This is a genomic window from Roseofilum reptotaenium CS-1145 (assembly GCF_028330985.1).
In the GTDB taxonomy this organism is placed as follows: Bacteria; Cyanobacteriota; Cyanobacteriia; order Cyanobacteriales; family Desertifilaceae; genus Roseofilum; species Roseofilum reptotaenium.
This window is the reverse complement of sequence record NZ_JAQMUE010000100.1, coordinates 1-13,319: the sequence shown is the minus strand read 5'-3', so window position 1 is coordinate 13,319 and position 13,319 is coordinate 1. Positions and strand designations below refer to the sequence as shown.

The following is a 13,319-nucleotide window of genomic DNA, read 5'->3' as shown; positions in this document are numbered from 1 at the left end:
CATGCCAGAGATAACAGTCCGTGGGGTTGACCACTATTATCAGTGGATAACTACAACCCCGAGTGCATCCAGTCCCCAAAAACCTGTACTCGTTTTCCTCCATGGTTGGGCTGGCTCAACCCGCTATTGGGAAAGCACAGCAGAAGCCTTTAAGGAAGATTTTGACTGTTTACTCTACGACTTGCGGGGATTTGGACGCTCTCGATTGCCCCAAACTCCCGTAGACTTAAGTTACGCTCTGGAAGAATACGCCGAAGATCTCGCCCAACTGCTGAATCAACTGGGACTACAAAAGGTTTGGATTAACGCCCATTCTACCGGGGCATCGATCGCCGTTCTCTTTGCCCAGAAGTATCCAGAGCGCATTGAAAAGCTCATCCTGACCTGTAGCGGAATTTTTGAATACGATCGCCCCTCTTTTGAAGCCTTCCATAAATTTGGTGGCTACGTGGTCAAATTCCGTCCCCCTTGGTTAGCCAAAATTCCCTTTGCCGATCGCTTTTTTATGGCACGCTTTCTCTGTCGCCCCATTCCTGACGAACAGCGCCAAGGGTTTCTGACCGATTTCTTGATTGCTGACTATGAAGCTGCTTTAGGAACGATTTACACCTCAGTGAGCGAACACATGGCTAAAACCATGCCCATCGCCTTTTCCCAACTCTCCATACCTGTTTTGCTCATTTCTGGGGAAAAAGACCAGATTATTCCCGCTCCCATGGGTAAAAAAGCAGCCGATTTAAACCCCAAGATTCGCTATCAAGTCATTCAAAAAACAGCCCACTTTCCCATGCTCGAAGATCCCCCAGTTTATCTATCCTGCGTGCGAGACTTTATGGGGAACGGGGAATAGGGAATCGGAAAGAGGGAATAGGGAAGGGGAAACCTAGGGTTCTTCGCTATTACCCATTACTCAAAAGTTCCGATATCCTGTAATTAGTTTCCCCCGTTATTCCCACGCCAATTTATGAACGAAGAGCATACACCCACTTCCCCCTTCGACTCTTCTGAGTGCGAGCCAACCCCTGAATCTGTACTGGATAAGCCAATTGAAGCAGATGAGACCGCAGTTGAGGACGTGAACCCAAATCCTCCTCCGGCTGAATTTACCGATGTTTCTGTAGAGCTGAAACTAGATGCGATCACCCATGATAGTCTCAACTGGCACGATATTGAAGAATCAGTTAGCGAAGGTATTGCTCCAGAAGTCTTAGAAGCCGTGCAACAGGAAATGGAACAAGTGTTACATAAGAATGTGGCTCTGCTCGATCGCATCAGTCAACTCGAAAGTGCCCTAGCTCACTCTCAACAAGCCTTACAAACCTATCAAGAGCGCCAACCTGCCACTGAAGCCCTCCTATCCCAACGTCTAGAAGAAATTAATACGCTTCAAGAAGAAAATAAACGTCTCTTGCGGGAATTAGAAAAATCCTATCAAGGCACCCAACGACAACAAATTTTAGTCGAAACCTTAACCGAACAACTCGAAAGTAGCCAAATTCAAGTTGCTCAACTCGAACGAGATTGTGCGATCGTCCAACAACGCTCTCACGAACAAGCCACCCAACTCAATCAACGGGATAAGTTCTGCATCGACTTACAAACCCGTCTCCACCGCCAACAACGATATACTCTACAGTTCAAAAATGCCCTGGATCGGTGTTTAGAATTATCTCCCTCAAACCGAGAACAGATCCTCCATGAATCCTCTCAAGCTCTCAAGGGCTTAAAATTGACCAAAATTGAACAGGGATTAGCCCCCAAAGTCGTTGCGATTCAACCTTGGTCAATCAATCAATGGCAAGACTCTTTATCGGAAACAAATCTGCCTAATCCTCTACCAGAGGAAATAAGGACTAGAAATTTAGAAACCCCCGATCGAGAAATCTCTTCTCTAGAGTCTCCAGAGCTATTGACTCAACCCCCTTCACCCGAGGTGAATTCCCCTCATTTACAACTCTTCAAACCGGAAGAGTCCTTATCTTCAAGCCCAGAACTGGCAGCATCTTTTAGTGGGGCGATCGAAAATTTCCAGGATTCTCCCTTCCAGACGATCGCTCAGTCACGAGAGTTAGAACCTTTAGAAGAGTCAGATGAGTTAGAACCCGAACCTCCCTCTTTTAGTGCTGAGTTTGATGATTCAGAGGAAAGTTTGATCGAGCAAGAAGATGTACAAGAAGATCTACAAGAAGAAGAAAGTGTTCAAGTCACCTCCGATCGCTCAGAATCAGAAGTAGTAGAGGATATCTCTTCTGAAGAAGCTCCGCTATCTGAGAAATCAGAAGTTCCCGTAAATCTTCCCCAAGGTAATTGGCCTTCTCCTTTAGTGTATCCCCTACGACCCCCGAAAAAACGCAAGTCTTTAGCCGCGATCGATCTACCGTCTTTTCCTCGTCCATAACAATGGAATTGGTTCAGTTTAGACGCTCAATAATTCTTTCTCAAGACCCATTGTTATGGTTAAACTCTTCTATGCGCTCCTGTGTATTCTAGGGACTGTCTTACCCTATTGGCAGTTTTTACCTTGGTTCCGGATAAAGAAGTCTATTGTTTTCAGTGATATAACTTCCCTAAGCTTCTATGCTCGATCCTGAATATCATATTCGTCTTCTTCAAGGGGTGACTCAAGCCACTCATTGCCTGCTTACCCTATCGGATCGCCATGAAGCAATGCATTTGGCTTTAGCTCATTTAGGCAAAGCTCTGGCAGTCGATCGGGTGTATATTTTTCAGAATCATACCGATCCGGTTACCCAGTCCTTATTAGCCAGCCAATGGTGGGAATGGACTCCAGAGAGAAGATCGCTTCCTTTTAATAATCTAGAATTGCAAAATTTGTCCTATGCTACGGTACTGCGGCGCTGATATGATTACCTTTCCCAGGGAAAAGCGATTACGGGTTATCAGAATGAACTGCCAGAATGGGAAAAACAGTTATTAGGCGATCGCCAAGTGTGTTCCCTGCTGGTGCTGCCGATTTTTGTCGATCAACGCTTTTGGGGTTTTGTCGAGTTTGATGATTGTCAGAGCGATCGCCAATGGACAGCAGAAGAAATCGCGATTTTAAATACCGTTGCCGATAGTTTTGGGGGAGCAATCTCTCACCATCATGCCGAAACAGAACTCAATAATATCCAAACTAAACTAGAAGCCGCGATTGAAGAACGAACATTTAAGCTCAAAGCTGCGGTTAAACAACTCCAAGCTGAAATCGACCAAAAAGAAACAATTACGACTCAACTCCGTTACAACGCTTACCACGATCCCTTCACGGGCTTACCGAATCGCTCCCTATTTATGGATCATTTGCAAAAAGCGATTGAGAAAGCCAAAGAGTCGGAAGAGTATAAATTTGCGATTTTGTTTCTCGATCTAGACCGCTTTAAAGTTGTTAATGATACCTTGGGGCATACTCTTGGCGATCACCTCCTAATTGAGTTATCCAAACGACTCGATCAAATCTTACAAAAACAGCCTCATCTGTCCATAGAAGCAACACTCATTGCTCATTTAGGGAGTGATGAATTTGCCATTCTTGTAACTAACATTTCAGCATTTTCCCAAGCTAATCAATTAGCAGAATCTATTCACCAAGATATGACTCATCCCTTTGTTATAGAAAGTCATCAGATTCTTTCTACTGTTAGTATTGGGATTGCTCTAAGTTCTACCGGTTATCAACGACCTGAACAAGTGCTTCGGGATGCTGATATTGTCATGTATCGTGCCAAATCTAAAGGACGCGCTCGCTATGAAGTCTTTGATTTAGAAACCCATACGCGAGTGATGAATCAACTGAAACTCGAAAATGATTTGCGTCGTGCAGTCCAACTATTAGAAAGCCCAGATACCCTTAAAGATAATCAATTTATTGTTTATTATCAACCTATTACTTGCTTACAAACAGGAGAAATTGCTGGATTTGAAGCTCTCTTGCGCTGGCAACATCCTGAATTAGGGATGGTCTCCCCTGTGCAATTTATTCCCATTGCTGAAGAAACTGGATTAATTGCTTTACTAGGACAATGGGTACTCCAAGAAGCGTGCAATCAATTACGTCGATGGGAAAGCTGCGGTCACCATCGCTTAACCATGGCCGTTAATTTATCCGGTTGTCAACTCTCACGACCTGATTTATTAGAAAAAATCGATCAAATCATTCATCAATCCCAGATTCATGCCCATTACCTAAAACTGGAAATCACAGAAAGTATGATTATTAATAATGCCGAGTATGTCAAACAGGTCTTAAGTCAATTAAAAGAACGTTCGATTAAACTTTGTATGGATGATTTTGGCACCGGTTATTCCTCTCTAAGTTATTTACATCGATTTCCGTTGGATATCCTGAAAATTGATAAATCCTTTGTAAGTAACATGGGAGAAAGTGGAGAACACTCGGATATTGTCAGGACAATTATTAATTTAGCCCATCACTTAAAGATGCAAGTGATTGCCGAAGGAGTAGAAACCCTAGGACAATTGAAAATATTGTCTGAATTGGGTTGCGAGTGGGGACAAGGATACTTTTTTTCGAGACCGATTGATAGTCAAAAAGTGTTAGATTTACTGGGAAATCAAAACCGATCCTGGTTTTTGAAGTGATAGAAAGTGATAGAGTAGGGAATTAGTTACAGCAGTTTTCGCACTTTATGTGGTATATCTATTTCTAATTGAGAAGAACTGAAAACCCAGTAGTATGGCAGATGAAGTAGATCAGACTCCAAATTCTTCCTCTCAACAACCGGATATACCGACTGTATCTTCTCAATCTAGGAGAACATTGCCCCAAGGAGTGCTGATGGGGTTAGGGTTTACCATCACTTTTTTGTTGGTTAACTTTTCCCCTCCAATTAGCATAGTTTGGGGAATTGTGGGAGGAGTGGCAAGTTGGTGGATTCAAACCTCTTGGCGAACAGAGGAAGAGGTCAATGAGGAAACTTGGATTTTACCCACCGATCCGAGAGCAGAAAATAATTCTCTAGCCCAAAATCGCACGAAAGTAGAACGTTGGCGGAAATAAGACTTACAGCGCTTTGCTTGCGTTATGAGTGACAGTAGCGCAAAGCGCTATATATACCGTATTTTCTGTTTTGATAAGCTATGTTAAGATAATCCTAAACCCTACTTTTTAAGCAGGACTTTAAGGGGCAAAACAATTGGCCCATGGCTGATGACTCATTACCAGCGCGAAGCGCTATATGTTCTTATTTCTCTCTAAGTTACTCCCCCTATTCGTTTATCCGATGGGGTTAAGTTGTGTGTTGATGGTCGTTTCTTTGGTGTTGCTGTGGAAATGGCCGAAACGAGCGGCAATTTCGATTTCTTTGGCGCTACTGGTGTTATTGCTCGGTGGTAATGGTTGGGTGAATCAGACGTTAATTCAATCCCTGGAATTGCGCCATATTCCTCCAGATGAGTTGCCGACAGCGGAGGCTATTGTGGTGCTGGGAGGAGGGATTAAAGCCCAAATTTATCCCCGGCCTTGGGTGGATGTGTCGGAGGCGGGCGATCGCATTCTACATGGCTCACAGTTATATCTGCAAGGGAAAGCCCCCCGGTTAATCCTCACTGGAGGACGCATTAACTGGAAGGATGGAGGCCCTCCAGAATCGGCAGATATGGCAAAAATTGCCCAAGCGCTGGGAGTTCCCCAAGAGGCAATTTTACAAGATCCCAGTTCCTTAAATACCCATGAAAATGCGGTGAATGTGCGCCAAATTCTAGACGAAGAGGGGATTAATCGGGTATTGTTAGTAACGTCAGCCACTCATATGGTGCGATCGCTCCTAGTCTTCCAAAAACAAGGTATCGAAGCCATTCCCGCACCCACAGACTTCCTCAGTCCCCCCGGTCGCAGTCCTATTGAAACCGAAACCACTTGGGAATCAGCCCTACTGAGTCTTATTCCGGATAGCAGCCGCTTGCGAGATACCACCCATGCCTTAAAAGAATATATTGGCCTGTTTGTCTATGGTCTTAGAGGTTGGATTTAAACCCAACATTCTCTAAATAGCGTGTGAAATCGCTAGAATAAATAGAAACATACTCATAAAAGTATAATGTAGAAAAAAATAAAGGTTAGCAATGTGAAACGTGAAAACTTTTCTAGTGGAACGCCTTGGGAACCTATTGTTGGATATTCACGTGCAGTTCGGGTTGGAAATCAAGTCTGGATAGCAGGAACGACCCCAACTAATGAAAAAGGTCTGATTATTTGTCCTGGTGATGCTTATGCGCAAACCGTACAAACCCTAAGAAATATTGAAACCATACTTCACAAGGCTGGAGCTAATCTAAAAGACGTAGTACGAACACGAATATATGTTGTCAGTATTGAAGATTGGGAAAGTGTTGGGCAAGCTCATGGAGAGTTTTTTAGAGAAATTCGACCTGTAACCACAATGGTTGAAGTAAGTCGATTAATTGATCCCAAAATTTTGGTTGAGATTGAAGCAGAAGCAATCATAGCACACTAAGCCTATAGTATAGTTTACCTAAGACATGGTAAAGTTATATCGTTTGTCTCAATCAAATCATATTTTCAGTTCATGAGGATCGGAAGATCATGTTAAAAAAGGCTCTGGTAACCGGATCAGCAGTGGGAATAGGACGGGCGATCGCTCTAGATCTTGCAAGTAAAGGATTTGATGTTGCATTTCATTATAATAAAAGTGCAGAAGTCGCTCAACAAGTGAGTCAAGAAGCTGCTGCTACCTACGGCGTAAAATCGATTGCCCTGCAAGCAGATGTCACCCAACTAGAACAAGCTAAGTCTCTCGTCGAAACGGCAGCGCAACAACTTGGAGGCTTATCAGTAGTTGTCAATAATGTGGGTGACTATTTGGAAAAACAAATTAGCCAGGTCTCTATAGAGGAATGGCATCAAATATTTAATTCAAACCTCCATAGCGCGTTCTATATTAATCAAACCGCAATTCCCTATCTCAAGGCAGGAGGTTGGGGACGGATCATTAACTTTGCATTTGCTAGTGCCCAAAATGTGATAGCAGATCGTATAAATCCTGTCTATAGAATTGCCAAAACGGGTATTATTGTCTATACTAAATCCCTGGCAGTAGAGTTGATTGAAGACAACATTACCGTCAATGTTATTTCTCCAGGAGTCGCAGAAAATTCTATTGGTTTAGAGGAAAGTATCCCACTGCTCCCAACAAAACGACCTGCAACCTTAAAAGAAGTAAGCGATGCAGTAGGTTTCTTTATCAGTCCTGAAGCCGATTACATTACTGGACAAAATTTAGAAGTTGCGGGGGGTTTGCGGTTGTAATAGTCGGGACCTGATCAAGTAAATTCACAACACAAAGCAGACAATAAACGGAGGTTAAAGGTGTTTTCTCTCGCAGATATCTACGCCATTTATGACCAATATAAAGATGACTACGATGCTGAAGTAGAAGAGTTCACTATTGGTCATAAGAAGTTTAAGTTTAATTCAGAAAAAGCGATCTTAGGAGTCGTTAATCTTTCTGTTGATTCTTGGTACAAGAAAAGCATCTGTTATACGACCGAGCAAGCAATTCGTCGTGGTAACGTCTTAACCGCTCAAGGTGCGGATATCATCGATATTGGAGCTGAAGCTACTGCAAAAAATGCCGCGAGAGCTGATGGGTTGAAACAAATCAGTCAACTTCTGCCTATTATTCAAGGGTTCAGTAAAGCAGGTATTTTAAGTTCAGTTGATACCTATTACCCAGAAGTGGCAGAGGAATGTTTGAAGGCAGGCGCAAACGTCATTAACTTTACAGGTATCGAGCATAGCGAAGAAATGTATCGAATAGTGGCTGAGTTCGATGCGGCCATTATTTTGTGTTACATTCAAGGAAAACATGCTAGAGATGTAGGAGAGTTTGAATTAGATGTAACCAAAGATCCGATTGATTTACTATACGATTATTTTGGAAAAGAGATCGAAACTGCGACAAAACATGGAGTCAGGAAAATTTTTATCGATCCAGCAGTCGGGCTGGGATACACCAATTTATACTATAAATCCCAAAATGCTTCAAATCGGATAAGGTATCAAATAAGCAGTCTTTTAAATGCGTTTAGACTAAGGAAATTAGGGTTTCCTGTTTTCAATGTAATTCCCACTGCATTGGAAATTTTTGGGGAAGAATACAGAAGTTCTCAAGTCCTCACGGGAGTTTTTGCTGCGTTAGGAAAAAGCGATCTGCTGAGAACCCATGAAGTGTCTAAAGTTAAAGCGGTTTTAGATACTTTAAGTATAATTTAAAGATGGAGGTAAGTAGCAATGAAAGTAACTTCAGAGCATATAGAGACGTTGTACCACGAAACCAATGCGGTTCAACATTACTTATCTAAAAGTCGTCGTGACGGTGTAAAAGTTGAGTGGGAAGAGCCATTTTCTCGTTCAGTGTTTAAGTATGCGATCGCGCCATATAGCAAGGAAAAGGGAGAGAAACTAAGAGTTTTAGATGTTGGCGCAGGTACAGGAGATGGATACCTGTTGCTGTCAACATTGTTGTCCGAGGAATCAGAACTAGGTAGCAGCTATGATCTAGATTACCTGGGAGTTGATATCAGTGCCCCAATGGTAGCAACTGCCAATGAGCTATATAGCAACCACAGTAATGTGAGGTTTGAATGTGCGGATATTCGGACTAGGGAGTTCCATCGACCCTTTGATGTTTACCTTTCTTGTGGCGTTCCCTACTCTCATCTGACTCACGATGAGCTAAACCAAGCTCTACAAAAAATTGTGGAGAATGCTTGTGAAAATCGCTCCCGGTGTGCAGTGGTTGTAGATGTATTAGGACGGTACAGCATCGAGTGGACACCCAAATGGAAAGAAAGCCGGTGGGATTACTGCATGAGCTTTTTCGAGAGCCAAGGAAATGCAGAACCGACATGGATGAGTTTTTATGCCCATGAACAGTTGCGAGAGATCATGCAGCAAGCTGCTGATGCTGTAGGTTGCCCTGTTGAGAAATTCAAGTTTTTCGATCGCTCCATTATGGTAGGTCGTCATACTTCAACGGGACAATTTAACCCAGAATTACCTAAGTATCGTAACCTCATTAATAGTTTGCTCGATCCCTCGAAAGAAACTGAATTGAGCCAGTTAATCTTCCAAGTTGAGTTGGGATCGGCACCCGATTATATATTGGATTTCTTTAGGAAATTTTCTGGTTGGTGGAATAGTTTAGTCAGTGAAGCAGCAACGCTACTGGGCGAGTCTTTGCCCATAGAACCCGTTGATTTGCCCCCAGAAGTTCAAGGATTTAAAACGGTCGCCCAGAAAGAAGTACAACAAATTTCAGACCAACATCTGTGCAGACAGAAAGTCGAATTTATGCTAGCTCAAGTATTGCAGCAATTGGAAGAAAGTCAACAACCGGGCTATGGTGTGGGCCATGACCTGTTTGGAGTAATGTGGTTAGACGCGACAAATATGAATGGATATTGATTTTTCAGGGAGTGGTTTGGGAGCTGTATTACCGTCTATTTAGACAGATTGAAACTCTAAGGTCGAAAAAAATTGGTGATTACTTGAAGCGATTAGTGAAAAATAATAGAGATGATTTCTAAGCCTTATGTTTTGCATCATGAAGAAGAAAAAGATAATTTAATTCCAGAGGAATTAGCACCTTACATCAAAAGAGGGGGGTTAGGATTATGACCTTTTTAGTAACTAATGACGATGGCATTGATGCTCCTGGCATTCGTACATTACACAGCGCCCTATCTCAAGTAACGACCGATCACATTGTGGTTGTTGCGCCCAAACACCACCAGTCTGGCTGTGGTCATCAGGTCAATATTCGCACCGTGATTCCAGTGGAATGGCGATCGGATACTGAAGTGAGTGTAGAGAGTACGCCAGCCGATTGTGTCCGTCTCGGGGTTAACTATCTCTACGACAATATCCACTTTGTGGTCTCTGGGATTAATGCTGGCTGCAATATGGGTTCAGACATTTATCCTTCCGGGACAATAGGGGCAGCCCGAGAGGCAACAATACATCGTCTTCCAGCGATCGCCTTGTCTCACTTCAAAAGAAGTGACAGAGAACTAGACTGGGAAAGGGCGACACAATGGACAGTAAAAGTGTTGGAAAACTTATTCGCTCAACCCCCTGAGTCGGGAACCTTATGGACCGTCAATTTTCCCCACCTAGAACCCGATACACCGGACCCAGAACTTGTCTTTTGTTCCCTCTGCACCCGTCCTCTACTCACTGAGTTTGTCAAGCAAGGGGATGGGTATCTCTATGTGGGAGATGATATCAACCGCACATCCGATCCGGGAACAGATGTTGAGGTGTGTTTATCCGGCAATATTGCGATAACGAAACTTCGCTTATGGTAATAATATTTTCATTTTTAGAAGCAACCGATCAGCAAAAAAATCTGTAGCAGTATCAAGTAAAATTAGTATGATAGTTCATACTATAAATTTATGCTCAAAGTAGCAACAGTAACTGTAATCCAGACCAATAATTCAGCCGATAAACTCATCCCAGTATTGGTGTTATGTCCATCTCAAGATGAGAAACAATTATTTTCTAGCCCTGATTTCTTTGTCTATTGCTTTCATTGTTTAGAGTATTCATGTATACAAACTACGCCACCTAAACTTAAAGGTGAAGCCGATTTAGTTGCCTTTTGCCAAGATGCAATTGCTTATGCCCAAGCTCACCAGATCGAGTTTGTTTACTATAGCTTTGATATCGCCAATTTAGTGGCGGCCGTAGTTTGTCAAAGCCTGAATCTTTTTGGCCCTTCTATAGAAGGTATACTCAACTGTTTTCATAAGTTTTATGCTCGTAAAATCGACTCATATCCCCCCAGCTATAGTGTTGTACATCTGGCCAATAAAACCGAGATATTAATTGACAAGGATATTGTAAATCAACTGAAGTTTCCCGTGTTTGTGAAACCAGTTTGTTCAAGTTACGGAATGTTTTGTGCAAAAGTAGAGCAACCTGAACGATTAGAACAAGTATGTCAAGAACTTGCCAGCTCTTACCAACCGTGGTGGCAAATGTATCAAAACTTATTCCAAGAATTTGTTGATGGCACAAAATACCCCATAGCTGTAACGTCTCAAGTGCCACTTTTAGTCGAAGAGCTAATTTCTGGTCAACCTTTAACCTGTGATGGATTTGTCTATAAAGGAGAGGTTCATTTTTTGGGTTTAGTAGATACTGTGGAAGCACAAGATGGATCGGTAGATTGTTATGCTTTTCCCTCTCAAGTGACTCAGGCACAACAAAAATCTATTTATCAGCGAGTCGCTAATTTTATTCAAGATAGCGGTTTGAACAATAGCTTTTTCAGCGCTGAATTTTGGATTCAAGACCAAAGTTCTCCGATCTTGATTGAAATGAATGCTCGTATGAGTGCCACATTTGGCTTTTTGTACCAGGAGAGTCTTAACTTTAATTTACCCAAAGCAGCGCTAATATTAGCCCAGGGAATTTGTCCCCAGATTCCTAAACAGACATCAGTAGAACACATACCCACCAGTATTCGATTGTATCTATCAACTTATAAAAGTGGTCTCGCGTCAGCGTTGTTTGATTTTAGCCTCGCTCAACACACGCTCAATTGCGAGCAATTGATCACGTTTAATTGCGAACCAACAGAGCAAATTCAAGATACCTACTATCATCCCAGCCCACTGGCAGAACTCAACCTTATGGGTAAGAATCGAGATGCCTTACAGTTTTATGGGGAGCATCTACGCAATGCACTACTGCTAGAACGACGCTCACCAAACTATAAAATTAGCGTGGTGCCAGAGTGCGATCTCCAGGGTGGTGAGGGACTTTGCTATGACTCTAGACGTAATCAATTATTTTGTCTGGACTACGGTAATCTTCAGCTCGTTCAACTATCCTTAACGACCCGCGAAGTGCAACGGTTCCCATTACCGAGTGCATTTTATGGTCTGGCAGTATCTAGTAAGGGAACTGTCATATTGTCTGGAGAGTTAGGACTAGTAGAATGGAATGTCAATACCCAAGATCTAGTACCTATTGTCCAAGCATATCAGGGCAGACCATTGGTTTGTAATGATGTGGTTATTGACTCAACTGGATACATCTGGTTCAACACTATCGATGACAATGAGAGAGGAATCGGGGAAAAAGGGGCACTGCTAGGATGTAATCTCCAGGGGCAAGTTCAAGAAGTTTTTAGCGGACTAGGCTATGCTAATGGCATGGGAATATCACCAGATGGGCGATCGCTCTACGTTTTAGATAGTTTGGAACGCACGGTTCATGTTTTTACCTTCGACTTAGATCGAACTGACGCTAACCCACCCGATATTCGTGAGCATTACCAATTTATTGTCGCTGATGAAAATGAAGGCGTACCTGATGGATTGGCTGTAGATAGGGCAGGTCGTCTTTGGCTCACATTTTGGTTTGGCGGTAAAATTGTCTGTATCGATCCCCAATTGCAAGCAAGGAAGAGAGAGATTATTTTACCTGTAATGAATATTACGAGTGTAAGTGTTGTTGATCGTGAATTGAGTTCCAGTGCCAAATTGTTTGCTTGCTCATCTGTAGTGCCTTGGCTAGGAGGAGACTTTCTCGCACCTTGGTATGCAAGTGACTGGCCAGTGGAACAACATGGGTATCTTTTTGAAATCGATGTTGAGTCATAGTCATATTAAAGCGAGATGGCGGAGAGTGCTTTGCTTCGCCAACATAAATATTACCACTGCACTCCATTCGCAATAACCGATCGCGAATTAAATGGCACTAGCGAAATCCCTCTAGACCGGGTTAATACTTGAGGTCTATGACTCCAGCTCAAACCCCCTTACTCCAGAAGAGTCTACCTTTTCAAGCAGTTGAGAAATTGCCTTCCCAGAAACGGGTTCGATCCACTCTGGGGCAATTTCCGCCAAGGGGACTAACACGAATGCTCTTTCAGTCATCCGGGGATGGGGAATTTGCAGATCGGTCGTCTCTAGAATTAAATCGCCAAATAATAGTACATCTAAATCTAATGTTCGCGCGCCCCACCTTTCTTGACGGACTCGGCCAAATTTGTCTTCAATATTGAGCAGCGTTTTGAGTAACTCGTGAGGGCTGAGTTGGACTTCTAACAGGGCACAGCCATTCAGATAATCCGGTTGTGAGGGGCCAATGGGTGCAGTCTTATACCAACTCGAATGGGTTTTGATGGTAATTCCAGGAGTTTGGTCAATCGTTTTTAGGGCATTTTCTAGGGTAGCGCGAGAGTCACCAAGGTTACTTCCTAGAGCGATCGCACTCGTTATCCGTTTTTCAGTTTCCAAATGATTGGATATGACCATTCTTG

General features: G+C 42.9%; 13 protein-coding genes. 12 read left to right on the top strand and 1 reads right to left on the bottom strand.

Annotated elements, in window-relative coordinates:
• Window position 1 precedes the first annotated feature (1 nt).
• The 12 genes from PN466_RS22420 to PN466_RS22365 all read left to right on the top strand — a co-directional run bounded on the left by PN466_RS22420 (window position 2) and on the right by PN466_RS22365 (window position 12,657).
• Complete coding sequence (locus PN466_RS22420) at window positions 2–850, top strand: alpha/beta fold hydrolase (RefSeq protein ID WP_271944174.1); 849 nt, start codon at window positions 2–4, stop codon at window positions 848–850.
• 114 nt (window positions 851–964) lie between these two features.
• Entirely contained in the window at window positions 965–2,398 is a 1,434-nt protein-coding gene (locus PN466_RS22415) for a hypothetical protein (RefSeq protein WP_271944172.1), read from the top strand.
• 179 nt (window positions 2,399–2,577) lie between these two features.
• Complete coding sequence (locus tag PN466_RS22410; RefSeq protein WP_271944171.1) at window positions 2,578–2,862, top strand: hypothetical protein; 285 nt, start codon at window positions 2,578–2,580, stop codon at window positions 2,860–2,862.
• Between the two features lie 27 nt (window positions 2,863–2,889).
• On the top strand, window positions 2,890–4,602 hold the full coding sequence (locus PN466_RS22405; RefSeq protein ID WP_313898685.1) for a bifunctional diguanylate cyclase/phosphodiesterase: 1,713 nt from the start codon (window positions 2,890–2,892) through the stop codon (window positions 4,600–4,602).
• Window positions 4,603–4,696: 94 nt separating this feature from the next.
• On the top strand, window positions 4,697–5,020 hold the full coding sequence (locus PN466_RS22400; RefSeq protein WP_271944169.1) for a hypothetical protein: 324 nt from the start codon (window positions 4,697–4,699) through the stop codon (window positions 5,018–5,020).
• Between the two features lie 178 nt (window positions 5,021–5,198).
• Complete coding sequence (locus PN466_RS22395; protein WP_271944167.1) at window positions 5,199–5,993, top strand: YdcF family protein; 795 nt, start codon at window positions 5,199–5,201, stop codon at window positions 5,991–5,993.
• A gap of 93 nt (window positions 5,994–6,086) precedes the next feature.
• Complete coding sequence (locus PN466_RS22390) at window positions 6,087–6,476, top strand: RidA family protein (protein WP_271944165.1); 390 nt, start codon at window positions 6,087–6,089, stop codon at window positions 6,474–6,476.
• 89 nt (window positions 6,477–6,565) lie between these two features.
• Window positions 6,566–7,288, top strand: a complete 723-nt coding sequence (gene tmpR / locus PN466_RS22385) for a bifunctional dihydropteridine reductase/dihydrofolate reductase TmpR (protein ID WP_271944163.1) — start codon at window positions 6,566–6,568, stop codon at window positions 7,286–7,288.
• A 60-nt stretch (window positions 7,289–7,348) separates the two neighbouring features.
• Window positions 7,349–8,254, top strand: coding sequence for a dihydropteroate synthase (locus tag PN466_RS22380; protein WP_271944161.1), 906 nt, complete (start codon window positions 7,349–7,351; stop codon window positions 8,252–8,254).
• Between the two features lie 18 nt (window positions 8,255–8,272).
• Window positions 8,273–9,448: a class I SAM-dependent methyltransferase gene (locus PN466_RS22375; protein WP_271944159.1), complete on the top strand. Its 1,176-nt coding sequence runs from the start codon at window positions 8,273–8,275 to the stop codon at window positions 9,446–9,448.
• Between the two features lie 209 nt (window positions 9,449–9,657).
• On the top strand, window positions 9,658–10,350 hold the full coding sequence (surE, locus tag PN466_RS22370) for a 5'/3'-nucleotidase SurE (RefSeq protein ID WP_271944157.1): 693 nt from the start codon (window positions 9,658–9,660) through the stop codon (window positions 10,348–10,350).
• A 90-nt stretch (window positions 10,351–10,440) separates the two neighbouring features.
• Entirely contained in the window at window positions 10,441–12,657 is a 2,217-nt protein-coding gene (locus PN466_RS22365; RefSeq protein WP_271944155.1) for an SMP-30/gluconolactonase/LRE family protein, read from the top strand.
• Between the two features lie 135 nt (window positions 12,658–12,792).
• Here the strand turns inward: PN466_RS22365 and folK are convergent, their stop codons facing one another.
• The gene (gene folK, locus PN466_RS22360) at window positions 12,793–13,314 is read right to left on the bottom strand and encodes a 2-amino-4-hydroxy-6-hydroxymethyldihydropteridine diphosphokinase (RefSeq protein WP_271944331.1); all 522 of its coding nucleotides are present in this window, start codon (window positions 13,312–13,314) and stop codon (window positions 12,793–12,795) included.
• Between the last annotated feature and the right edge of the window lie 5 nt (window positions 13,315–13,319).